Raw genomic sequence first — 24653 nt, forward strand, 5'->3', positions numbered from 1 at the left:
GCTGCGAATGCAATTACCATCCGAACTTCAAACATTATCCGATTTAAACTATCAGCGGTTGACGGAAAAACATCCGGTGATCTTATCCTGGCCTTCAGTTTTAACCGAACAACTGAAATATGTGTTGGGATTGAGTGATTTCCTTTATGAAGCGTTGATGCGTGATACACAGTTATGTGAGATGTTCCCGTCAATGATTACGTGCCAATCCCGGGCAGACGGTTACCGGCAGCAGTTACAACAACAATTGGTCTCGGAACCGGATGAAGCGACGGGAGAGCAGATTCTTCGTGCGCTGAGAAACCGAGAAATGTTTTACATTGCCTGGCGTGATTTTCTGGCGGACTGGCCACTTGAAGAAAGTTTGCATCATCTCTCCGAATTAGCGGAAGCATTGATTTTTGAAACATATCAATGGCAATATGCGCTTTGTTGCAATCTTTGGGGAACACCGGTCAATCAAGCAGGTGAGACCCAGCCCATGTTAATTATCGGCATGGGCAAATTGGGCGGTGGCGAACTGAATTTTTCATCCGATATCGATTTGATTTTTACCTACCCGGACAACGGTGAAACGCAAGGGGTGCGAAAAAGTATTGCGAATGCGCAATTCTTTACGCGCCTAGGGCAGAGAATCATCAAGAGCCTTGATCAGCAGACAGCCGACGGTTTTTGCTATCGCGTCGATATGCGACTCAGACCTTTTGGCGATAGCGGCCCGCTGGTGATGAGTTTTGCGGCATTAGAAGACTATTATCAGGAACAGGGAAGAGACTGGGAACGTTATGCGATGGTCAAAGCACGCGTGATGGGGCGCGAAATGTATGCGTGTTATCAGGAGCTGAGACAGATGCTACGTCCTTTCGTGTTTCGTCGTTACATTGATTTCAGTGCGATTCAGTCGCTGCGCCGGATGAAGTCGATGATTCAAAGTGAAGTTCGTCGCCGAGGATTGGTGAATAATATTAAACTCGGTGCGGGCGGCATCCGGGAGATCGAGTTTATTGTCCAATCCTTTCAACTGATTCGCGGGGGACGCGAGCCGAGTTTAAGAAAACGCAGCTTATTAGAAACGCTGGATGCGATTCTGACATTAGGGCTGCTCGGTGAGAGCGACGTAACTTCGCTGCAACAGGCATATTTATTTTTAAGACGTGTGGAAAATCTGCTTCAGGCCTTGGCCGATAAGCAGACACAGACCTTACCCGATGATTCATGTTCCCGGCAGCGCCTCGTGACGGCTTTAGGGATGGATTGTTGGGAGACACTCCTTCAGGATATTCAGGCTCATATGGTTCGAGTACATCAAATCTTCAGAGATTTGATCGGCGATGAAGATGATAGCCAAGAGACACCGGTTGAGCCGGTATATCAAGAACTTTGGGATATGGCGGATAAACCGGAAGTCGTCGCCGATATCCTGCAAAAAGATCTGGCTTTAGCCGCAGAAAGCAAAGTAGCGGATGTGTTGCTGCAATTTAAAACCGAACTGGCTAAAAAAACCTTGGGACCTCGCGGCCGGGAAGTGATGAATCATTTAATGCCGAAAGTGTTTCAGGCCGTTTTCCGTCATCCTGACGCTCAGTTCGGTTTCTCCCGGGTTTTGTATCTGTTGCAACGTATCGCTACCCGAACCACCTATCTGGAGCTGCTCGATGAGCATCCCGCAGCGCTGATGCAATTAACCCGCTTATGTACTGCAAGTCCGATGATTTCTGAGCAGTTGGCTCGTTATCCCATTTTGCTCGACGAATTACTCGATCCACACCAGCTTTATCATCCGATTCCGCTCGACCAATACCGTGTGGAACTGCGAGATTTTCTAGCTCGCATTCCTCAGGATGATATGGAACAGCAAATGGAAGGTCTGCGTCAGTTTAAACAGATCTGTTTGCTGCGTATTGCCGCTGCTGATATTGCTGAAGTGCTGCCTGTGATGAAAGTGAGTGACCACCTCACTTATTTGGCTGAGGCGATTGTGGGAGCCGTTGTTCATCAGGCGTGGGAACAGTTAAAAGAGAAGTATGGTGAGCCGATGCATCTCAATCAGCGTCATGGCAGAGGGTTTGCGGTAATCGGGTACGGTAAAGTCGGTGGTTGGGAACTGGGTTATAACTCCGATCTGGATTTGGTTTTCCTCCATGATTGCCCGGCCAATATTAATACCGACGGTCATAAAGAAATTGATGGCCGGCAGTTTTATTTTCGTCTGGCACAACGCATCATTCATATTTTCTCGGTGCGAACGGCTTCCGGTATTTTATATGACGTTGATATGCGCCTCAGACCTTCAGGGGCTTCGGGGTTATTAGTGGCACCGGTCAGTGCTTTTGCCGAATATCAGCATCAGGAAGCGTGGACATGGGAACATCAGGCACTTGTTCGTGCACGAATGATTTATGGCGATGAACCACTGGCGGAGGCATTTGTGCAAACGCGTCATCAGGTGTTGAGTCTTGTCCGAGATGAAATCGTCCTGAAACGAGAAGTGGTTGAGATGCGAGAGAAAATGCGTCAGCACCTCGCGGAGAAAAAAACAGGCCGTTTTATGATTAAACAAGATCGTGGCGGGATTACGGATGTTGAATTTCTGGCACAGTATCTGGTGCTTGCTTATAGCAGTCAGTACCCGGAACTGACCCGATGGTCGGATAATGTCAGAATTTTCGAGTCGTTGATGGCGGTCGGTATGATGTCATCAGAACAGATGCAGGCACTCATTGAGGCCTATACCACGATGAGAGACCAAATTCATCACCGTAATTTGCTGAATCTGGATGCGGACGTGAGTCAGGATAAACTCATGACCGAACGTCAAGTGGTGACTCAGGCATGGCAACAATGGCTGGGATAATATCTCGGAGAGTGGTTATTCAGCCTGTGATTCGGCTGTGATAAACTCTGAGCAAATCGAAAAACTGGAGATTTCTAATGAAGCCAATTCTACCTGACTATAATCAAGCAGGTGTTTTAATTGTTGGTGATGTCATGCTGGACCGTTACTGGTATGGTCCGACTGGGCGAATTTCACCGGAAGCCCCGGTTCCTGTCGTGAAAGTCGAACATAATGAGGAACGTCCGGGCGGGGCAGCAAACGTTGCCATGAATATTGCATCGCTTGGCGGACAGGCACACCTTGTCGGGTTAACCGGACAAGACGAGCCCGCCGCAGTTTTGGAAGAAAAGCTGACTTCATTAAATGTTCATTGTCATTTTGTGGCCTTGCCTTCTTATCCGACGATTACCAAGTTACGTGTCTTAAGTCGTGGACAACAGTTAATCCGCCTTGATTTTGAAGATAAATTCGAGAATACCGATCCCGAGCTGGTATTGTCCCGCATGGAAAGTGCGCTCCCTCAGGTTCGCTCCGTCATTCTGTCTGATTATGCGAAAGGGGCACTCGAGCATGTACAGCAGTTTATTCAGAAAGCCAAACAGTTCGGTGTGCCGGTCTTCATTGATCCGAAAGGGGCTGATTTCGAACGCTATCGGGGCGCGACACTGCTCACCCCTAACATGGCTGAGTTTGAGATGGTGGTCGGCAAGGTTCATTCAGAAGATGAGCTGGTTGCCAAAGGGTTTGTATTGATTGACAAATTCGAACTCGATGCCTTGTTAGTGACGCGAAGTGAGCATGGGATGACCTTGTTACGTCGTGGTTATGAACCGTTTCATTTACCAACGCTGGCTAAAGAAGTTTATGACGTGACTGGTGCCGGTGATACGGTTATTTCCGTTCTGGCAGCTTCGGTTGCCGCAGGGAAACCATTGGATGAAGCTTGTGCGCTGGCTAATGCGGCAGCCGGGATTGTCGTTGGCAAAGTCGGAACATCAACGGTTTCAACGATTGAACTGGCGGAAGCGATTCATGGCAGTCAGGATACCGATTTCGGTGTTATCGGTGAGAAAGCACTGATTGAAGCTGTCAGAAAAGCGCAGGCTCACGGAGAGAAAGTCGTGATGACCAATGGCTGTTTCGATATTCTTCATGCCGGGCACGTCTCTTATCTCAATCATGCCGCTCAATTGGGCGATCGTCTGATTGTGGCTGTGAATACCGATGAGTCGGTGAAGCGGCTGAAAGGCCCGGGCCGTCCGGTCAATCCGACCGATCGTCGCATGGCGGTTCTGGCTGGGTTGGGTGCGGTCGATTGGGTTGTCCCGTTCAGCGAAGATACTCCGCAACGTCTGATTGCGACCGTATTACCGGATCTACTGGTCAAAGGCGGTGATTATCGTCCTGAAGAGATCGCGGGTGGTCAGGAAGTCATTGCCGCCGGCGGAGAAGTACGGGTGCTTAACTTTGAAGATGGTTGCTCAACTTCTGAAATCATTGAAGCGATCAAAGGTGGCCGTGGTTAAATGCTTTTATCAATTGTTGCTCAAATAAATAAAGCCAGCATTTTGCTGGCTTTATTGTCAATGTAACTGGCATTCTGACGTGTAGGTGACTATTTCAGGCCAGCGTTGATATCAAGAATATCTTGTTCGTTTAACGTGCCGACAGCCTGTTTTAATTGAAGTACATTCAGAATGTAGTCATAACGTGCATCTGAGAGATTTCTGTTTGCATCATAGAGGCGACGGGTGGAATCCAATACATCCACAATGGTGCGGGTTCCGACATCAAAACCGGCTTCAGTTGCTTGTAGTGCCGATTTTGCCGACACGACCGCTTGTTGGTAAGCCCGGATCGCTTCGATAGAAGCATTGATGTTGTTATTGTATGCGCGAACATTTTTGACGACGCTACGGTAGCTTGCTTCAAGATCCTGACTGGCTTGTGTTAAACCATATTCGGCTCTTTTGGTCTCAGCGGTGATTTTACCACCGGTATAAAGCGGCACCGAGAGGTTGACGCCGACACTGACATTATTAATTGGATCGAAGGCGTTATAGTTCGCATTTGACTGTTCATACTCATGTTTAGTGCTGTAACCCGCATCCAGACTTAGATTGGGCAAATGTCCTGAACTGGCTAAAGCAATTTTTTCACGGGCGATATCTTGGGCGATTCTGGCCGTCAAAAGCGATAAATTCTTCTTCTGGGCTTCATTTACCAGCTCAGTCATCGAGTTGTCCATTTTACTGGCCGAGAAACGATTGGTATCCAATGGACTGAGGTGAGCGTGTTCCTGACCGGTAATTTCACGAATGGCTTCGTAGCTGTTAGTCAGGCTATTTTCCGCTAAAACTTCATCAGCCAGAACACTATCATATTGTGCCTGAGCATCGTGGACATCAGTAATCGCAGATAAACCGACTTCAAATCGTTGTTTAGTCTGTTCCAGTTGACGCGCAACCGCATTCTTTTCAGCACGTACAAAAGCGAGGTTATCTTTTGCTCTAAGCACTTCGAAGTAAGCTTGAGCAACACGCAAAATGAGATTCTGCTGCGTTTGTGCATATTGAGAATCAACTTGGCGTGCTGATTTTTCAGCGATGCCCAAGTTCAGCCAGCTGTTTCTGTCATAAAGCGTCTGAGATAAAGTCACACCCGCTGACCACTGCTTGCTATCTGCAATATCTTTATTACTGCTGATAACGTTGTAACCTGTTGACAGGTTAATCTGTGGTAATAGTTCTCCCCGAGTTGACTTTATTGCTTCATAGGCTGAGTCTCGTTGTGCTGCAGCGCTAAGCAACTGGGGGTCATTTTGTTTGGCTTGGTCATAGATTTCCGCAAGGGTATCTGCCCAAACGATTGGGGACAGACTTCCCAGAGTGATACTGACGCATAGTGGGAGCAGTTTTTTCATTCTTCCTATTCCTGCAATATTGTCATGAGAGATTGCGCTCGCTAGTTTAACTTAAATTTCCTAAGAAGTGCTCAGGCAGTTTGTCATTTTTCTGGTTAATTATCCATCTGTATAGTAAACAAATTACTTAATTTAACTATTTTAGTAATTTTTATATAAAAAATTGAGCTGCATCCTTGGTACGTAAACTCTTACATGGTTAAATTTAAAGATTCAAATGGAGAATAGAAAGAATGCGATCATCACAAAAAGAGCCGACACAGTTTTCTGCTCAAGATTTGCAGGTTGTCAAAAAAGAGACACTTTTTAACGGCTTCTTCAAAATGGTAAAGTATTATTTCAAATATAGGCAGTTTGAAGGTGGCTGGAGTCGGGTTGTTGAACGGGAGATGTTTGTGCGCGGGCGTGCTGCTGCGGTGCTTCCTTACGATCCAGTGCTTGATCAGGTGGTCTTAATTGAACAAATCCGTGTTGGCGCGCTTGAACATCGGCATCCATGGCAGTTTGAAGTCGTTGCCGGGATTGTCGAAGAAGGGGAATCTTCGGAAGACGTGGTTCGTCGCGAAGCGGTCGAAGAAGCGGGACTCGATGTCGAACGGATTGTTCCGGTGACGTCATACTATCCTTCATCTGGCGGATGCAATGAAATGATTGACGTCTATGTCGGTGAAGTCGATGCCTCTATAGCGCATGGTGTTCATGGGTTGGATGGGGAAGATGAGGATATTCGTGTCCATGTGCTAAGTCGGGAAACGGCTTACGACTGGGTGAAGACGGGTAAGATTGAAAATGGTGCCTCCATTATCGCGCTACAGTGGTTGGCGTTAAACTGGGAAGAACTGAAGATACAATGGCAGAAGTAGCAATGAAAAAACCGTATCATGTTGATTTACCGGAACTGATGCGGGTCTATGAAACAAACTATGCAAAACTAAATGCGTTGTTGCCAGCGATGCACAGTGCTGAGGATGTGCGTTGTTACCAAGCCTTGCGTATGAATTATCAACTCGAAGTCATGGAAGTAACCAAATATACGACTTTGGTTAAAATATGTCAGAGTGATGATGTGGCTGTATTTCCGCTACCGACCATGTCTGTCAGGTTATATCATGATGCACGTGTTGCTGAGGTGTGCAGCGCTGAGCAGATACACCGATTAAAGCCTCGTTACGACTACCCGAACGATAGCATGGTACAAAAAGATGAAAAGGCGCAGACCAACCGTTTTTTGGGGGATTGGCTGACCTTTTGTTTAAAGCATGGTATTACTCGCGCACCGATTAATATCCGAGATCGATCATCTTCATAAGGTTAAGTAGATTTGGACGTATCGTTTCACACCGAACATCTTGATAGTATAAAACTGCTTCAGATGACCGATACTCATTTGTTTGCTTCTGATGAGGGCAGCTTGCTCAGCGTCAATACGGCAAATAGTTTTAAAGCGGTCGTGCAAGAAGTCATCGCGAGGGATGTTGATTATCAGCTCATTCTGGCGACCGGAGATATCTCTCAGGATCATTCCGAAGCGTCTTACCAGTTGTTTGTAGACGGCATTGCTCCTTTGCAGAAGCCTTGTTTGTGCCTGCCGGGAAATCATGATGAGCAGATCGCGATGAAAAACATTCTGGCGAACTCTCAAATCGTCCAACCGAGACATGTGACAGTGGGAGCCCACTGGCAGATGATTTTGCTCGATTCACAGGTCTCCGGTGTTCCCTATGGTTATATCAGCCCGGAGCAGCTGCAACTGATGGACGACATTTTACGTGAGACTCAGGCAAGACATACGCTTATCTTGCTCCATCATCACCCTCTGTTAGTCGGCAGTCGTTGGTTGGATCAGCATACGTTGAAAAATAGCGATTCGTTTTGGGATATTCTGTTGCAATACCCTCACGTCAAAGGCGTGATATGTGGTCATGTCCATCAGGTGATGGAACGTGATTATCATGGGATTCAGGTGATGTCTACACCCTCGACTTGTGTCCAGTTTAAACCGCACTCCGATGAATTTGCACTGGATTTGGTCTCTCCCGGCTGGCGTGAGCTTGAACTTCATCCTGACGGACAACTGACGACACAAGTTGGTCGTTTGAAGCAAGGTCTTTTCTTACCCGATTTCTCAGCAAACGGATACTGATAACAGATAATCACCCGCGTAGACAGAAGATGAGGCAATCAATGCGTAAACCTTCTTTATTGATCTATATTCACGGTTTTAACAGTTCCCCTTTATCCCATAAAGCGATGATCATGCAGCAATACTGCCGTGATTATCGTCCTGACATGCGGGTGATTGTGCCACAGCTTCCCTGCTTCCCTGAGGCTGCTGCCCGGATGCTTTGTGAGTTGATTCGAGATAAACAGCAAGAATATCGTATTGGTCTGGTGGGTAGCTCGCTCGGTGGCTATCTGTCTATCTGGCTGAACTCACAGTTTCATCTCAGAGCGGTGGTCGTCAATCCAGCGGTTCGCCCTTACGAATTGTTACAAGACTATCTTGGCGAACAAGTGAATCCATACACCGACGAAAAATATACTCTGGCGGCTTGTCATATCGAGGAGCTTAAAGCGCTGGATATTGAGGTGCTGCCTGACCCGGCCCAGTTTTGGCTGTTACAACAAATGGGCGATGAAGTGCTGGATTATCGTCAGGCTGTTGACAAATTTCGCAATTCTCGACAAACCGTAGAACAGGGGGGCGATCATAGTTTTGTTGGCTTTGAACGCTACGCTGCTGCTATTCTTGAGTTTCTGGAACTTTGACATGCATTGAGAAAAGTGTCAGAAACTAAGGCCGAAGCCTGACAGAAGCTTGACAGGAAGTCTTCTCTTCCTGACTATACCTCAAACATCGACGGGAAAGGGGGAGGATTGAAGTCTCTATCGCTTCCCACGTATGATGTGTGCCATACAAATAAACTTTTTTCAGTGACAACTGTAAATAGTCTCGAAATGTTTACAGATTGAGCGCAGAGTTAGAATCATTGATTGATATAAGCATCCCGAAATATGACTGAACAATATAATGCTGGTGCCATTGAAGTATTGAATGGCTTAGAACCAGTACGTCGCAGACCTGGGATGTATACCGATACCGCACGTCCGAACCATTTAGGTCAGGAGGTCATTGATAATAGTGTTGATGAAGCGTTAGCCGGGTATGCATCGAAGGTCCAAGTTATTCTTCATTCTGACCAATCTCTGGAAGTGATCGACAACGGGCGAGGCATGCCTGTTGATATTCATCCGGAAGAGAAAGTCTCAGGCGTTGAGCTGATCATGTGTAAGCTTCATGCCGGAGGAAAATTTTCCAATAAAAATTATCAGTTCTCCGGTGGTTTGCACGGGGTGGGTATTTCGGTCGTCAATGCCTTGTCCAAACGTGTCGAAGTTACTGTTCGGCGTGATGGACAGGTCTATGAGATTGCATTTGAGCATGGCGATAAAGTCTCTGATCTGACAGTGACCGGCACCTGTGGTCGTAGAAATACAGGTACCAGTGTTCACTTCTGGCCGGATAGCAGCTACTTTGATTCAGGTAATTTTTCGGTTTCCCGACTGATCAATAACCTGCGTGCCAAAGCGGTGTTATGTCCCGGTCTCGAAATCACTTTCGAAGATAAAGTCAATGGTAATGATTACCGTTGGTTCTACGAAGACGGTTTGAAAGATTATCTGGCAGAAGGTGTGAAAGGGTATACGCTTTTGCCCGAGGAACCTTTTACCGGTGAGTTTAAAGCTGAAATTGAAGCTGCGACCTGGGCTGTTATTTGGCAACCCGAAGGTGGTGATATGATCACCGAAAGCTACGTCAACTTGATTCCGACCCCATTAGGCGGGACGCATGTCAACGGATTGCGTCAGGGGTTACTCGATGCCATGCGTGAGTTTTGTGAGTTCCGCAACTTGTTGCCGCGAGGCGTCAAGCTCACGGGTGAAGACGTTTTTGATCGTTGTTCCTATGTGCTGTCTGTCAAAATGCAAGATCCGCAGTTTGCCGGTCAAACTAAGGAGCGCCTGTCATCGCGTCAAACCGCAGCATTTGTTTCCGGCGTCGTCAAAGACGCATTCAGTCTATGGCTGAACGAAAAACCACAACTGGCGGAGCTATTGGCGGAAGTCTGTATTGCGAATGCCCATCGTCGGATGCGAGCCAGCAAAAAAGTCGTCCGCAAAAAAATTGCTTCAGGGCCAGCGCTGCCGGGGAAACTGACAGACTGTACCGTTCAAGATCTGAGCCGCACCGAATTGTTTTTGGTGGAAGGGGATTCCGCCGGAGGGAGCGCCAAGCAGGCCAGAGATCGTGAGTTTCAGGCCGTTATGCCACTGCGGGGGAAAATTCTGAACACATGGGAAGTGTCAGCCGATCAGGTGCTGGCTTCACAGGAAGTTCATGATATTTCGGTGGCTTTGGGGATCGACCCTGACAACGATGATCTGGATAATCTGCGTTACGGTAAAGTTTGTATTCTCGCGGATGCGGATTCGGATGGTCTGCATATCGCAACCCTATTATGTGCGCTATTTACGCGCCACTTTCCTGCATTGGTGCGCGCCGGACATGTCTATGTTGCGATGCCTCCTCTTTACCGAATCGATTGTGGTAAGGAGGTTTATTATGCATTGGATGATCAGGAAAAAGATGGTGTGCTAGAACGCCTGAGTCAGAAAAAAGCCAAAATCAACGTGCAGCGTTTTAAAGGACTGGGGGAGATGAATCCACTTCAGTTACGTGAAACAACTATGGATCCGAATACACGCCGTCTTGTTCAACTCACGATCGACGATATTGAAGCGACTGATGAGATGATGGATATGCTCCTCGGGAAGAAAAGAGCGGACGACAGAAGATCTTGGTTGCAACACAACGGTGATTTGGCAGAGGTATAAAGATGGCAACAGAAATCAGTTTTGACGGAGTAGAACAGCTGCCGTTACGTAAATTTACGGAAGACGCATACCTGAACTACTCGATGTACGTCATTATGGACCGTGCACTGCCTTACATCGGTGACGGTCTGAAACCGGTTCAGCGCCGTATTATTTATGCGATGTCGGAGCTTGGGCTATCTGCTTCGGCCAAATATAAAAAATCGGCACGGACCGTCGGGGATGTGCTGGGTAAATATCATCCCCATGGTGACTCAGCCTGTTATGAAGCAATGGTTCTGATGGCACAACCTTTCTCTTACCGTCATCCGCTGGTGGATGGTCAAGGGAACTGGGGGGCGCCGGATGATCCGAAATCTTTTGCAGCGATGCGTTATACCGAAGCCAAACTGTCTCGTTTTGCGGAAGTTCTATTGGGTGAACTCGGACAAGGGACGGTTGAATGGCAGCCGAACTTTGATGGCACCATGAATGAGCCACAAATGCTGCCGGCTCGTTTACCGCATATCCTGCTCAATGGTGTGACGGGGATTGCTGTCGGGATGGCGACCGACATTCCACCGCATAATGTCCGGGAAATCACGGATGCTACCATTCATCTCATCGATAAACCTCAGGCCGGTTTAGAGGAGATCATGGGGTATGTTCAGGGACCGGATTATCCGACGGAAGCGGAAATCGTCTCTGCGCGTACCGATATTGAAAAAATATATCGGACCGGTCGTGGCAGTATCAAAATGCGTGCGGTTTGGCATAAAGAAGGTGGTGATATTGTTATCACCGCGCTGCCTCATCAGGTTTCCGGTGCCAAACTGTTAGAGCAGATCGCCAGCCAGATGCGAGCGAAGAAACTGCCGATGGTCGAAGATCTGCGCGATGAGTCAGACCATGAGAATCCGACGCGGATTATCATTGTGCCGAGTAAGAAAAAAGTCGATTGTGACGTTCTGATGAATCATCTGTTTGTTTCGACTGATTTAGAAAAAAGCTTCCGCGTGAACCTGAATATGATTGGTCTGGATAATCGTCCTCAGGTGAAAGGATTAGTGGAAATTTTGTCCGAATGGCTTGAATTCCGCCGCAATACGGTGAAGCGTCGCTTGCAGCACCGACTGGATAAAGTTCTGGCAAGATTACACATTCTTGAAGGCTTGCTGATTGCCTACCTGAATATCGATGAAGTCATCGAGATTATCCGCAACGAAGATGAGCCGAAAGAAGTTCTCATGGCTCGTTTTGGAATTTCTGAAATTCAAGCAAATGCGGTTTTGGATACGCGCTTACGTCATTTAGCGAAACTGGAAGAATTTAAAATCCGTGCTGAGCAAGAAGAGCTGGAAAAAGAACGGGATAAATTAGAGCAACTGCTTGGCTCGGAGCGTCGTTTGAATACGCTGCTGAAAAAAGAGCTGAAAGCCGATGCCGAGAAATATGGTGATGATCGTCGTTCTCCGTTGGTTGAAAGAGCTGAAGCGAAAGCATTGACGGAAAGAGAACTGGTGCCGAGTGAGCCGATTACGGTAATCTTGTCGGATAAAGGCTGGATTCGCCATGCCAAAGGTCATGATATTGACTGTCAGGGACTGAATTATAAATCGGGTGACCAATATCTGGCTCATGCTTGTGGGAAAAGTAATCAGCAGGCGGTTTTCTTTGGTAGTGATGGCCGCAGTTATTCACTCGAAGCGCATACCTTTCCTTCGGCCCGTTCTCAGGGAGAGCCGATTACCGGGCGTCTGAATGTTGCGGAAGGTACACAAATCCGTCAGGTGGTGATGGGCGATGAAGATCAACTGTGGCTGGTGGGCTCGGATGCCGGATATGGATTTGTCTGTAAGGGGAGTGATTTTCTCTCCAAGAACCGCAGTGGTAAGGCGTTGGTAAATTTACCGAATAACGCGCTGATCATGACGCCGCAACCGCTGAACAGTTTAGAATCCGATGAAATTATGGCGATCACCAATCAGGGCCGCATGTTGCTATTCCCGATTAAAGATCTGCCTCAACTGGGTAAAGGCAAAGGCAACAAGATCATTAATATTCCTTCGGCGAAGGCCAAAGAAAGAGAAGAGTTTGTTTCTCACCTGATGGTGCTGCCGCAAGGCGCTGCGATTACGATCTATGCAGGTAAACGTAAGCTCGGACTGAAGCCGGATGATCTGGAAAACTTCCGGGGCGAACGAGGCCGGAGAGGTGCATTATTGCCGCGTGGTCTGCAACGGGTGACCCGGATTGATATCGAAGATTTGGCTGCTGAGGAAGGTGCGCAACATCAAACTGGCAGTGATGATGCTTGACTGAACTGACATGCTTTACTGAAATGAAACAGACTAACTGGGCGATGAAGATCGCCCAGTTTTTTTATGTATCGATATTGATTAGCTTGCCGGGTGATGGTGGCGAAAACGCAGTAAATAATCTAATGAAATTGTCCCGGCTCCCTTGTACATGATCCAAGCGCTCAGTGCTAACCATGTCGCATGTGTCGGATAAGCATCCGGGTAAACAAAAACCTGAATCACCAGTGTCATGCCAAAAATTCCCAGCGCGGCAAGGCGAGTCATTAATCCGGTGAGCAATAAAATAGAAAGCAGATGCTCGGCAATGGTGGCAAGGTAAGCGGCCAACACATAAGGGATGAGCGGTAGGTTGTATTCATATTCGAACAAGGTAAATGTACTGTCCTTAATGGTCGGCCAGCCCAGATGAATTGGGCCGGAAATCAAGTTGAAAGAAAATCCTTCGATTTTGGTTTGCCCGGACAGCCAGAAGATTGCAGCGAGGCCAAAGCGACTCAGCAGTAAAATGATCGATTCTGTCCACGGAGAGACTACGATTTTCTTGAGTAATGGCGGTGACATAACCAGCTCCTATTGTGGCAAAATCGCTCGGATAATGGGTTTTTGTAAGAGGGTTGAAAATAACTCTGGAAAATGATCTGGCGCGATGTTTTGGCTTGCTTGTTCCAGCGTGACGCCTTGCTGTAACCGCTGAAGTAAATGGTATTCATCAGCCGAAAGAGAGTAGAAGACACCATAATGCTCTCTCTTGGTCAGTAGTAGGTACTCACTTTTATCCCACTGAATATCTTGAATCATGTGCGCTGAATTTGGCTGGTGAGCCTGATAAATTAACCCGACAGCATAAGATGTTTGCCAGAACTGACAGGGTTCGGTGAGCTGCCAGACCGATTGGGTCGGATCTGCGCATTCTGCCAGATGCTGTTGAATGTCGGTAATGGAAAGCACGGGGAGATCGGCTGCGTGAGTCAATTGCAGTAACTGATATTCCAGTTGGGCTAATTCACTGAAGTAAGGCAGTGATGAAAGCTGCGGGATTGAGCGGGAAAACTCAGCAAATTGCGCCCCATACTCGCTCAATATTGGCGAAGTTGGCGGATAACGTTGAATAAAGTGCCCTGCCAGCATGCGGAAAAAATCTTCACCGACAACCTGTCTACAGACAGGGTAGATCTCTTCCAGTGCTTCGGTCAGTGAGTGATAGACATTGTTGCGGTAAACGGCAAAACGAGCTTGTTTTTCTGCGGTTGATGTTGCGTCGATTTGCGGCAGTGCTTCATCGTTTTGCATCAGAATCGACTGACTAAATTGCTGTTGCATGATCGGCCCCTGACTCTGATTGAAACGTGCGTTGAATGCGAGTTCGTATCTGATCAGCCATTGTGGCCTGCCGTTGTAGTACGGCAAGTTCCGGGAGTTGCCCGTCCCATTCAATCAACGTGGGCTTATCTCCCCACTTCTGTAAGGTATATTGATAGAGCTGCCAGACGTCATCAGTGACTTCTCGGTCATGGCTGTCGATTCTTAGTGGTACTGTCTCATTTTGGTCAATCGCATATCCGGCCAGATGAATTTGTCGTACAGACTGACCGGGAAATTGATCGATATATTGGTAGGGATTCTGTTGATGATTAAAACAGGAGACGGCAACATTATTGACGTCAAGTAGCAATTGGCATCCGGTCCGCTGGATGATCGTGCTGATAAATTCCAGCTCACTCATGGTTGTTGTTTTGAAGCGCAGATAAGTGGATGGATTTTCCAATAGCATGGGGCGCTTCAACTGTTCCTGAACCTGCTCAATGTGCGCACAAACTTGCCCAAGCGTTTTCTCCGTATAAGGGAGCGGGAGTAAATCATTGAAAAAATGATTGAAATGGCTGGACCAAGCCAAATGCTCTGAAAAAACCAGCGGTTCGATCCATTCAACCAGTTGTGCGACTTTTTTCAGATGTTCCCGGTTCAATGGTGATTCGCCACCGATCGAGAGGCCAACTCCATGAACAGTGATCGGATAATGTGCCCGAATCTTTTCCAGATAGTAGCGATTGGGGCCTCCGGCAGAAAGATAGTTTTCAGCATGGATTTCAAAAAAACCGACCGACGGTTTTTCTGTCAGAATCGTCTGATAATAACAGGGTTTTAAGCTCACCCCGCTTCGGGGTGGAAAACCCGAAGACGTTAGCACGTCTTCGGCGGATGGGGTTTGACGAGGATTAATCATCGCGAAAAGCTCGACTTAGAATGCTTTGAGCAGACCATGGCCTGTCGGCGAGGTTTCTGATTTCATCTCCATACAGGTCCCTTTAGGAACAAACTTCCATGCGTCTCCCTGATAATCTGTTTTTGCTGTGCCGGCACAAGTGGTTCCGGGGCCAGCTTTACAATCATTTTGCCCGGCAAGTGCGATCCCGTAGCATTTTTCTTTACCGGCGGCTTGAGCCGGCAGTGTCGCTGCCGAGAGTGCAACCGCAGTTGTCAGAGCGAGAGCAAGAGATGTTTTTGATGTGTTCATAGTGTTTTCCTCACAAGTGTATTGTCTGATTCCCTTATTCGACGGATGAACAGGGGTAGGTATTACACAAAAAATGGAAAAAAATTTATTATTCTTTATCTTTCAATTCTGCATGCATATAACTTTTTGATAATAAACGGATATCATCCATCTGCTTACCAAACCGACGGCAACTGCTGCACATGCTTGTATGGAGACGTAATGCCAATTTCTCTTTGGTGGTGAGTGTTCGCTCCATTCGCTCGGAAAGAAGTCGGGTAGCTTGTTTACAGTTCATCATCGTTCCTCCGACAGATACCAGTTATTTTCTAAACACTCCCGGAGTCTGAGACGAGCACGGTAGAGCGTGACATTGAGGTGACTGACCGAGATGTCTTCATTGTGACAAATCTCGGGCGTTTCCAGTTCAAGGAACTCTCGCATCATGAATAATCGACCATAGCGTTCCGGTAAGGCATTCAGGCAAGCATCGAACACGCGCCAAAAATGTTCGTTTTCAATACAACTATCAGGTTGTTGCCATTTCACCGGGCGCTCGTGTTTATGCCAGTGACCATGTTGATCAAACAGCTTTTCCATCAAGGCATCGCCTTGAGTACAGTCCCCCTGTTCAAGCTGACTGGCGACCGTGGTGCGTTTTTCTTTTCTCAGTAAATCGATCAATTTGTTTTTGAGAATGGCAAAAATCCAAGTTTTCAGTGCGGCTTGCTGTTCAAACTTATCGATATGTTGATATGCGGCAATCATTGCTTCCTGGACCGCATCCTCGGCCAGTTGTTCGTCTTGAACCTGCAACCGGGCAAATTTCAACATCTGCTGCCTTAACGGTTGGATAAACTGCTCATCATCAAAGAGATGCTGTGAAAAGGTATTTGGTTGAATATCTGAATCGGCTAATGTCATTCAATATCTCAATAAAAAGGAACTCTGTTAGTTTAGACGAATCTTGAATCAATTCCTTACAGGGTATTTTTATTTTTTATGAGTCGGATGTCTGTGTCGTGTTCTTTATGATGTCATTCGTTTGAACGACGAGTATCAAGCGATGAGCAAGCTGGGTACGTCGTCAGATCAGGAATTCATAGAAAGAGAAAGATGGTGGGGGAGAATATAAACATCCGCCCAATGCAGAACGGATGTGAAGATGTGAAGGTTAATCGAGATCGTCTTCTGACCAACCATCCGTATCGGAGATATCGGGAGCACTGGGGATGGTATTTTCTTCATTGGCCCAGCTACCGAAGTCGATCATTTGGCATTTTTTACTACAAAACGGGCGGAAGGGACTTTGCTCTCCCCAGACAACAGCGGTGCCACATTGAGGACATTGAACGGTTGTGATTTTTGGATTTGTCATAATTCTCTATATAGTTCAGTTCGTTAGCAACAAACTGCCAGCTCAAACTGAATATCGCAAGCGCTGGCCTGATTGGTTTCAAATTCAATAAATTTTATCGCAAAACGGTTTTTGTGTCCTGAGATCATCGGATAAACCCCATATTCCAGAGGAATCAGCAGACGGAGAATATTCGCATCTTCAGCATCGCTCTGATAAAAGCCTGATTTTGCAGTATACGCATGGTACTGACCGGTTTCCCGGGCGAGTTTCAGCCATAGACTCAGTGCAGATGATAGGGGTTTCAGGGTGTGGAGCCAAGTCAAAGCATCCCGCTGTTTTTGTTCGGTCGGTGTATGTAGCCAGTAATGCAGTGCCGGCAGATCAAAACAGCATGAACCACCGGGAAGATTAAATCGCTGGCGGACAGAGATCAGAAAGCGATCTTCTTTGAGTGAGACGCCAAACCGTTCTGCATTCATCAGATTTGAATGGACTTCATCGACTTCTCTCAGTAACGCCAGTAAGGTATTTTGATCGACCCCGTCAACATTCAACCAATTTCGGTACATGATGCGCTGCTTCTCGATATCTTTCGCCAGTTCACTGCGTAGCTGAATTTGTTCAAAAATATCAAGCAGGTCAAACAATGCCCGGAAAAAAAGCTGATATTGGTCACTATCATCAAATTGAGATGCACGATGAAGTTGGGCCAGCAGGGCTTCGACTCTCAGATAAATTCGAGTCTTTTCATTCAGAGGATGTTCGAATTGATGGATCGTCATTTCGCTAGCCTTTATTTATATCCGTATTATTTTCACAAATTTCTGCCGCTCATGGCTAGGTACTTCTGGTGTAATTCTGTGATTTGAGGCAGAAGTTGATGGCTTTCCGCACTATTGTTAATCACATCATCGGCCACTGCAAGGCGTTCAGTTCTAGTCGCTTGGGCAGAAAGTATATTCTGAGCGTGCGAATCACTGATTCCGTCACGAAGCATTGTGCGCTGGATCTGTATCGTTTCATCCACATCGATGACTAAAATTCGGTCGGCCATCGACTGGAGTTGATTTTCAACTAAGAGTGGGATGACTAACAATGCATAGGGTGAGGTGGTGCGAGTGAGCGCGCGCTGCATTTTTTGTCTGATCATCGGATGAAGGAGTTGGTTCAGCCATGATTTTTCATCCGCATCGGCAAAGATAATTTCTCTTAGGCGCGCACGGTTTAATGTGCCGTCATCGTTGAGTATCTTGTGACCGAAATGTTCTGTAATGGCCGTCAGCCCTGTGGTGCCGATGGCAACCACCTCTCTGGCAATGACATCCGCATCGACGACATCAATCGCAAAGTGTTGATGAAAGAGTTCGGCTACCGTTGTTTTTCCGCTCGATATACCTCCGGTCAACCCGACAACGAATGTCATATTACGCTCCTAATACGATTGATGTATACCAGCTCATCATCGGGTTGCCCCAGATGAGACAGATCCATCCGGCAATCGCCAGAGAGGGGCCGAATGGAAAGGATGGATTACTTTGCTTACTTGTCAAAACTTGCTTTCTTATCAAAAGTAGTGTGACACCTAAAATGATGCCAATCACGGAGGACAATAAAATCACCATCGGTAACGTTTGCCAGCCGATCCATGCGCCGATGGCAGCAAGATATTTAAAGTCACCATACCCCATGCCTTCTTTTTTCGTCAGCAGTTTAAAAATCCAGTAAATCGACCAGAGTGATAAATAGCCGGCAACCGCGCCGATTACCGCATCGGATAGCGGCAGCGGATTGATATGTGTCAGTGAGAGTAATAGCCCAAGCCAGATCAGCGGGATGGTTAAATTGTCGGGAAGTAACATCTGATTGAGATCGATACATGCAGCGGCAATGCTGATGTAAGTAAACATGAGCAATGCCAGCGTGTAATAGGTCATGCCTCCGTGAATTGCGACGATGCAGCTTGCCAGTGCCGTCACGAGTTCTACCAGTGGATATTGTACTGATATCCGTTTTCCGCAGTCTGCACATTTGCCACCGAGCAGTAACCAGCTAAACAGCGGGATATTATGCCAAATCCGGATTCGGTGATGACAGTGCGGGCAAAATGAAGCCGGGAGACTGAGTGAAATCTGTTCTTTCTTGGCCGGTGCAGGAATGTCGTATTCGGGGAAAGCTTCGGCAAATTCTTGCTTCCAGTTTGTGACCATCATCTGTGGTAAACGATAGATGACGACATTCAGAAAACTGCCGATGATGAGCCCGAAGAGGCTCGCAAAAACAGGAAATAACCAAGGATAAATCAAAAATGCATCCATTCAACTATGCTCAATGTTATTCGATAATTCACCCCGTTCAACGAGGTCGTTTCAATTCAGACCGGTGACTCAGAGCTCATCTGAGAGTACAACAGCGGACATTATACTATCCCATCACCTGCATTAAGTTAAAGACAGGTAAATACATTGCGATGACTAATCCCCCTATCAGGCCGCCAAGCAACAAGATCAATAAGGGTTCAATCATTTCTCCGAGCTGTTCAACATACTGATCGATGTCTTGTTCGTATTGTTGGGTCACCTTAGTCAGCACTTGACCTAATGTGCCGGATTCTTCTCCGATGAAGACCATTTGTGTGACAAATTCAGGAAAATGGTGACTGTTCTGCATTGCCGCATATAAGCTGGTTCCGGCAGAAACCTGTGCCAAAACCGTTTCCAGTGCGGTTCGATAGCGCAGCGACCCTGCAATATTTTGTGCGCTTTTCAGGCTATCCAGTAAAGGAATGCCGCAATCATAACAGGTTGCCAGAGTGCGACAACAACGAATCATGATCGCTTTTGTTCGCAAAGGACCCAACAGTGGTAGTCTGAGTAGGAGTGACTCCATAATCATTTGGAGCATCGTGATGCGATGCCAGAGGCTCTTCAACAGGCATATCACACCAATCACGAATGCGACGGCCCACTTCCCCCAGAATCTTAGTATGTCCGATACGGTCAGAACCTGGCGAGTCAACCAAGGTAACTCAGCGTGCATATGGGCAAACATCTGAGCGAATTCAGGGATGACTTTCGTTAACATCAGTGCGGTGAGTAGCAGTGCGCTCACCAACACAATCGATGGATACGTTGCTGCTTTGATCATTTTTGCACGGAGCTGGGCGTGTTTTTCCCGGTAATCGGCAATTTGGGCCAGTGTTTCGGCGATTCTCCCGGTCATTTCTCCTGCATGGAGCATGTCACCATACAGACCCCGAAAAGCGGGGGAACTCTGTTGGAGTGCATCGGTTAACGATGCACCATTCATCAGCGCATTGTGTGCTTGTAATACAATGAGTTTGGAACCAAAACGAGAACATTGTGTGGCAATCAGAAGGAGCGCTTGAACGATGGGAAGCCCGGCGTTCAGCATAATTGCCAGCTGTCGTATCAGGTCTGTAATATCCTTTACGCGAGCACGATTGAGCCATCGTGTGAGTGGATTGGGCGGATCCGGGCGAATGATGTGAATCGCAGTCAGGTTTTGTTGTAACTGGCGGAGCGCATCTTCCTGAGAAAATGCCCAGAGATGTCCGGTTTTACGCTGTTGATCGAGATGAATCCCTTGCCAGTAATAGCGATGAAGTTCAGGCGTCGGGGGCGGCATAGCGATCTCCTCTGTCTGTGGTGTGTTGAGATGAAGTTGTCTGGTATTGTGTCGGCTGGCATGTTGACTGAGATTGAGTCGCTGAAAATGTATTGGTTGCGTTGGCGATCTCGGCTGGTGGGGTTCCCAGCACCCGAACGATCTCTTCATAAGCGGTCACTCCCTGTCGGACTTTTTCTAGTCCTTCCTGCCACAGGCCCGTTGTTGTGTCGTTTTCCGGGAGCGGCATGTGTTGTTTCCGAGGATGTGACTCGTTATCTGAGAAGACTGAGAATTGGGTGGGATAGTACATATCATAAATGCTGAAGCGACCTTGATAACCACCAATACAGGCGTGACAGCCTTGAGAGGATGGCTGATAGGCCCGTCCGTTATTTAATATCGGCCAGCGTCGGCACAGTTCAGGCGGCAGTTGTACTGCGACCTTGCAGCGTGGGCAAAGTTTGCGGAGTAGCCGCTGGGCAACCACCAGACGAATAGTCGGTAGAATATGATAGCTTTCCAGTCCCATGTAGATGAGTCTGGTCAAAGCTTCATATGCTGAGTTGGTATGCAGGGTTGAGAACACCAGATGCCCTGTTTGTGCTGCCCGAAAGGCAATTTCTGCGGTTTCCGGATCACGGATTTCACCAATCATTAGAATATCAGGATCCTGTCGCAGTAGAGATCTGAGTATATGGCTGAATGACAGGCCGATCTTTTCGTTCACTTGAATCTGATTGACCCCGGAGAGTGCGATTTCTATCGGGTCTTCTACGGTGGATATATTGCGCGATTCATCGTTGAGCCAAGTGAGTGCGGAATAGAGCGTCACTGTTTTACCACTGCCTGTCGGGCCGGTAATCAGAATCATCCCCTGAGGATGCTGAATGGCCTGTAGAAACATCTCATGTTGCGTGGCTGAAAATCCCAGTTGATCGGGGTGTAGTTCCATTTGATGGCTATTGAGGAGTCGAATAACAATCTTCTCCCCCCACTGGGTTGGTAATGTTGAGATCCGAAGATCGACATCGATAGTCGATAAGGCACCGAGTTTGATCCGGCCGTCTTGCGGTAAACGGCGTTCCGCAATATTCAAATTGGCTAATACTTTCAACCGGGATGCGAGTCTGCGGCTGACTTTACTCGATGGTGTATGAGTCGTCACCAGCAAGCCATTGATTCTCATGCGGATACGATAAGTGTGCTCATAAGGTTCGAAATGAATGTCTGATGCATGTCTTTGATGGGCTTCCTGAATGAGTTGGATAATAAATTGCGTGACCGGGGCATCGTTAGGTCGGATATCCGTTGTCTGGTAATCATCATGATCTTCCTGAATCACGTATTCATCCAGTCGGTTTTGAGCGGGAATACTATGGCCAATGTTGTCACTGGATTCGTAGTGTGCGATCGCTTCCTGTAGTTGTTCAGCATCGGCAACAACCACATCAATATTGAGCCCGGTAGCAAACTGAAAATCTTCGCGAAGGTGAGGGATGGTGGGGTCCCCGACCGCCAGGGTCAGCCATTCATGCTGGATTGATATTGGCAGTGCTAAGTAGAGCTGCATCAGATCACTGACATCGAGTTGCCGACAGGTTTCTGCATAAGCGTAAGTGTGGATGTCGATCTGGCGCATCTTGAGATGTTGGGCGATAAAATCGGCTATCTGCCTTGCCGTCATCAGTTGAGAGTCGAGCAGCACTCTCAACGGCGCAGTTGCATGATGGCCGCACTGTCCAGTCATCATGGTGAATTGCTCTTGCGTCAGGTGGTGTTCGGAGTGGAGCAGCCGAAGTAATATACTCATGGTAAGCCTCTGATCGTTCTGATAGTTGTGAGTGTGGTCTTGTCTGCCGGGACTTACATGATGGTGCCTTTCTGACAGCCTTTGATCTGTTCTGCTGCATCCTGAATGCATTGCCATCCCGTGGTTGCGCTTTTTCGCCACTGCACTTTTTTTCCGGGAACGGATGTTGTGGTATTAAATTCGAATGACAACACACCTTGTTCAGCGACCTCGGTGTCTGGGAGCAGCGATAAGGTTCCCAGAGCGCTCATGGTGGCACTTGCGCCAATATCACTCAGACCTGTTGCGGATGGAAATCTGCCGTTTTCCTGAATGAATAAATCGATATTGGTTGTCAGTGCACTGGTGGTACTGACACCGGCGGTGACTTCTGATTTCTGGATATAGTTCTGGTAAGCCGGGACGGCAATGGAAGATAAAATGCCGATAATGGTGACGACAATCATCAATTCAACTAGGGTAAACCCCAGTTGTCGGCTGGCAGTTGAGGACATAAACGATCTCCGTTGTTAGATGAACGGAGCACATCATAATTTGGTGCCGGGTCATTGAAACGGGTACTCTTTCTGAATGCGGGAGAGTCCCGGGAAGCTCATTTCTGACTGACATATGAATCTCAGAAGATTTCGACAGAGGGCGCATTTTTTATTGTGAGCATCATGTCCGAACCCGCTGATCTTAGTTTGTGGTCTTAGTCTCTGGACCACTCATATTCACAGGCATCGAAATGTTTTTTGGTGCAGAAATAGTGTTTATTTTTCTGAATGAACTGATCTTTTTTCAGAAATGCCAATGCCCAGTGAGCGGGCTGAAAGGTGAATGACTGCTGATCGAAAGTGATGGTTAAGGGGTGAGGTGTTGCCATGACCAGACGAAAAGAAAGCTCACGACCATTTTCATCGCAGATAAGCGGCTGTTGTGTTGAGCCCTTATCGCTGTTGACGATGACGTGATAAGCCTGATCCGGTGAACATGAATGACGGAAGATGGTGAACAGGTCAAAACGGTTATCCAGCGTGAGCGATGTAAAAATAACGGCTTGCTGAAAAGGATAAACGCGGCGAAACAGTAACTGGTGGGTATCCGTGGTTCGTGTGACCTGTACACCACCGATATCGTACCATTCCCAGTCCATGTCTTTATTCTGATAGGTCAGCAGATAATGGGACGTTAGCCAAAGACCGATGGCTATCACCAGCAGAAGCAGCAGAGAAATTTTCGTGCTCGTCGCGCGCAACAAGGATTGAACATTGATCATATCGATTGTGATTTTACCCGGCATCAGTTCACAGTGAACATACTGACTGAATAGACACAATCCGTGTGTCTGCGTTCAGAATTTTTTCGTCCTTTCTTGAACTCTTGATGAGTGATGAGCCAAGAAAGTCCATATTTTGTGCATCCGAAGTGTGTTTGAGCTCCGTTACGTGCTATCCCTGAAAACGCATTGACAGATCAAGTGCCTGAATATGTTTGGTCAGTGCTCCGACAGAAATATAATCAACGCCGGTCATGGCATATTCACGAATCGTTTCCAGCGTCACATTGCCTGAGGTTTCCAGCGCAGCTCTGCCGGCGTTGATGCGGACCGCTTCTCGCATCATGTCGCAATCGAAATTATCCAGCATAATGATATCGGCACCGGCTTCAATTGCTTGTTGCAGCTCTTCGAGTGATTCGGTTTCAACTTCGACGGGTTTGCCGGGGTTGAGCTGTTGCGCGGTTTGAATGGCAGCGGCAATTCCCCCACAGGCGATAATATGATTCTCTTTGATCAGATAGGCATCAAATACACCGATGCGATGGTTGAATCCGCCCCCGCAGGTGACGGCATATTTGAGTGCGTTACGCAGGCCGGGAACGGTTTTACGCGTATCGAGCAGACGGCATTCTGTCCCCTGAAGCATCGCAGCGTATTGCGCGGTTTTGGATGCACAACCGGATAATGTCTGAATAAAGTTCATGGCATTGCGTTCACCGGTCAGCAAAATCCGGGATGGGCCGCGCAGGGTACACAAGATTTGGTTGGGCTCGATGAGATCGCCATCTTGCACATGCCATTCGATCGTAACGCTGCCACCGAGTTGTTGAAAGACTTCATCCGCCCAGGCTTGACCACAAAATATACCCGCTTCTCTGGTAATAATTGTGGCTGTATTGTATTGATCTGCCGGAATCAGACTGGCAGTAATATCGGCACTTGGATCGACGGTTCCACCCAGATCTTCATAAAGGGTTTCTCTGACGACTCGAGTGATATCGAGAGGCAGCTGTTGTTTGAGGTAGCTGAGGCGTTCCTGACTATTATGGCTGTTTTTCATCGACGATCTTTCGCTGTTGGTTAGACATTTTAAGTGGTATAGGTGCGGCATAATACGATGACCGGATGTGAAATTCAGCCATTGCG

Annotated in this window: 24 protein-coding genes; 8 read left to right on the forward strand and 16 right to left on the reverse strand. The window is 47.5% G+C overall.

What is annotated here, in order from left to right; all coding sequences use genetic code 11:
- The first annotated feature begins 7 nt into the window (after positions 1 to 7).
- Positions 8 to 2854 carry a bifunctional [glutamate--ammonia ligase]-adenylyl-L-tyrosine phosphorylase/[glutamate--ammonia-ligase] adenylyltransferase gene (glnE, locus tag VRK_RS02170; protein ID WP_059119887.1) on the forward strand — a complete coding sequence of 949 codons (2847 nt, stop codon included), beginning with the start codon at positions 8 to 10 and terminating at the stop codon, positions 2852 to 2854.
- Between the two features lie 77 nt (positions 2855 to 2931).
- Positions 2932 to 4362, forward strand: coding sequence for a bifunctional D-glycero-beta-D-manno-heptose-7-phosphate kinase/D-glycero-beta-D-manno-heptose 1-phosphate adenylyltransferase HldE (gene hldE, locus VRK_RS02175; RefSeq protein WP_059119888.1), 1431 nt, complete (start codon positions 2932 to 2934; stop codon positions 4360 to 4362).
- 89 nt (positions 4363 to 4451) lie between these two features.
- On the opposite strand, the gene tolC is transcribed toward hldE, so the two are convergent.
- A complete protein-coding gene (gene tolC / locus VRK_RS02180) occupies positions 4452 to 5759 on the reverse strand; it encodes an outer membrane channel protein TolC (RefSeq protein ID WP_059119889.1) in 1308 nt (435 codons plus the stop codon).
- A 233-nt stretch (positions 5760 to 5992) separates the two neighbouring features.
- Here tolC and nudF point away from each other — a divergent pair, with 233 nt between their 5' ends.
- From nudF to parC, 6 genes are all read left to right on the forward strand, one after another.
- Positions 5993 to 6622, forward strand: coding sequence for an ADP-ribose diphosphatase (gene nudF / locus VRK_RS02185; protein ID WP_059119890.1), 630 nt, complete (start codon positions 5993 to 5995; stop codon positions 6620 to 6622).
- Positions 6610 to 7068, forward strand: a complete 459-nt coding sequence (locus tag VRK_RS02190; RefSeq protein ID WP_059119891.1) for a DUF1249 family protein — start codon at positions 6610 to 6612, stop codon at positions 7066 to 7068. Before nudF ends, VRK_RS02190 begins: the two co-directional genes overlap by 13 nt.
- 12 nt (positions 7069 to 7080) lie before the next feature.
- A complete protein-coding gene (gene cpdA / locus VRK_RS02195; RefSeq protein ID WP_059119892.1) occupies positions 7081 to 7902 on the forward strand; it encodes a 3',5'-cyclic-AMP phosphodiesterase in 822 nt (273 codons plus the stop codon).
- 41 nt (positions 7903 to 7943) lie between these two features.
- Positions 7944 to 8528 (forward strand): esterase YqiA, encoded by a 585-nt coding sequence (gene yqiA / locus VRK_RS02200; protein ID WP_059119893.1) that lies wholly within the window; start codon positions 7944 to 7946, stop codon positions 8526 to 8528.
- 246 nt (positions 8529 to 8774) lie between these two features.
- Positions 8775 to 10655 carry a DNA topoisomerase IV subunit B gene (parE, locus tag VRK_RS02205; RefSeq protein WP_059119894.1) on the forward strand — a complete coding sequence of 627 codons (1881 nt, stop codon included), beginning with the start codon at positions 8775 to 8777 and terminating at the stop codon, positions 10653 to 10655.
- A 2-nt stretch (positions 10656 to 10657) separates the two neighbouring features.
- On the forward strand, positions 10658 to 12952 hold the full coding sequence (gene parC / locus VRK_RS02210) for a DNA topoisomerase IV subunit A (RefSeq protein WP_059119895.1): 2295 nt from the start codon (positions 10658 to 10660) through the stop codon (positions 12950 to 12952).
- A gap of 81 nt (positions 12953 to 13033) precedes the next feature.
- Here the strand turns inward: parC and VRK_RS02215 are convergent, their stop codons facing one another.
- From VRK_RS02215 to nadC, 15 genes are all read right to left on the reverse strand, one after another.
- Positions 13034 to 13516 carry a DoxX family protein gene (locus VRK_RS02215; protein ID WP_059119896.1) on the reverse strand — a complete coding sequence of 161 codons (483 nt, stop codon included), beginning with the start codon at positions 13514 to 13516 and terminating at the stop codon, positions 13034 to 13036.
- Between the two features lie 9 nt (positions 13517 to 13525).
- Positions 13526 to 14275: an HvfC/BufC family peptide modification chaperone gene (locus tag VRK_RS02220; RefSeq protein WP_059119897.1), complete on the reverse strand. Its 750-nt coding sequence runs from the start codon at positions 14273 to 14275 to the stop codon at positions 13526 to 13528.
- Positions 14259 to 15179 carry an MNIO family bufferin maturase gene (gene bufB, locus VRK_RS02225; protein ID WP_059119898.1) on the reverse strand — a complete coding sequence of 307 codons (921 nt, stop codon included), beginning with the start codon at positions 15177 to 15179 and terminating at the stop codon, positions 14259 to 14261. The genes VRK_RS02220 and bufB overlap by 17 nt, the downstream gene beginning before the upstream one ends.
- Before the next feature lie 15 nt (positions 15180 to 15194).
- Complete coding sequence (locus VRK_RS02230) at positions 15195 to 15470, reverse strand: BufA1 family periplasmic bufferin-type metallophore (RefSeq protein WP_059119899.1); 276 nt, start codon at positions 15468 to 15470, stop codon at positions 15195 to 15197.
- Positions 15471 to 15558: 88 nt separating this feature from the next.
- Positions 15559 to 15750, reverse strand: coding sequence for a zf-HC2 domain-containing protein (locus tag VRK_RS02235; RefSeq protein WP_059119900.1), 192 nt, complete (start codon positions 15748 to 15750; stop codon positions 15559 to 15561).
- Positions 15747 to 16373, reverse strand: a complete 627-nt coding sequence (locus tag VRK_RS02240; RefSeq protein ID WP_059119901.1) for an RNA polymerase factor sigma-70 — start codon at positions 16371 to 16373, stop codon at positions 15747 to 15749. The genes VRK_RS02235 and VRK_RS02240 overlap by 4 nt, the downstream gene beginning before the upstream one ends.
- A 250-nt stretch (positions 16374 to 16623) precedes the next feature.
- Complete coding sequence (gene yacG, locus VRK_RS02245; protein ID WP_059119902.1) at positions 16624 to 16827, reverse strand: DNA gyrase inhibitor YacG; 204 nt, start codon at positions 16825 to 16827, stop codon at positions 16624 to 16626.
- 23 nt (positions 16828 to 16850) lie between these two features.
- Positions 16851 to 17591 carry a cell division protein ZapD gene (gene zapD, locus VRK_RS02250; protein WP_059119903.1) on the reverse strand — a complete coding sequence of 247 codons (741 nt, stop codon included), beginning with the start codon at positions 17589 to 17591 and terminating at the stop codon, positions 16851 to 16853.
- 32 nt (positions 17592 to 17623) lie between these two features.
- The gene (gene coaE, locus VRK_RS02255) at positions 17624 to 18232 is read right to left on the reverse strand and encodes a dephospho-CoA kinase (protein WP_059119904.1); all 609 of its coding nucleotides are present in this window, start codon (positions 18230 to 18232) and stop codon (positions 17624 to 17626) included.
- A 1-nt stretch (position 18233) separates the two neighbouring features.
- Positions 18234 to 19124, reverse strand: a complete 891-nt coding sequence (locus VRK_RS02260) for a prepilin peptidase (RefSeq protein ID WP_059119905.1) — start codon at positions 19122 to 19124, stop codon at positions 18234 to 18236.
- Between the two features lie 106 nt (positions 19125 to 19230).
- Positions 19231 to 20454 carry a type II secretion system F family protein gene (locus VRK_RS02265; protein ID WP_059119906.1) on the reverse strand — a complete coding sequence of 408 codons (1224 nt, stop codon included), beginning with the start codon at positions 20452 to 20454 and terminating at the stop codon, positions 19231 to 19233.
- Positions 20435 to 22246, reverse strand: coding sequence for a GspE/PulE family protein (locus tag VRK_RS02270; protein ID WP_059119907.1), 1812 nt, complete (start codon positions 22244 to 22246; stop codon positions 20435 to 20437). The genes VRK_RS02265 and VRK_RS02270 overlap by 20 nt, the downstream gene beginning before the upstream one ends.
- Before the next feature lie 53 nt (positions 22247 to 22299).
- A complete protein-coding gene (locus VRK_RS02275) occupies positions 22300 to 22740 on the reverse strand; it encodes a pilin (protein ID WP_059119908.1) in 441 nt (146 codons plus the stop codon).
- A gap of 197 nt (positions 22741 to 22937) precedes the next feature.
- Positions 22938 to 23528, reverse strand: a complete 591-nt coding sequence (locus VRK_RS02280) for a hypothetical protein (RefSeq protein WP_059119909.1) — start codon at positions 23526 to 23528, stop codon at positions 22938 to 22940.
- 148 nt (positions 23529 to 23676) lie between these two features.
- The gene (gene nadC, locus VRK_RS02285) at positions 23677 to 24567 is read right to left on the reverse strand and encodes a carboxylating nicotinate-nucleotide diphosphorylase (protein WP_059119910.1); all 891 of its coding nucleotides are present in this window, start codon (positions 24565 to 24567) and stop codon (positions 23677 to 23679) included.
- Between the last annotated feature and the right edge of the window lie 86 nt (positions 24568 to 24653).

Origin of the sequence: Vibrio sp. MEBiC08052, from assembly GCF_001506075.1 — a bacterium.
Lineage (GTDB): Bacteria > Pseudomonadota > Gammaproteobacteria > Enterobacterales > Vibrionaceae > Vibrio.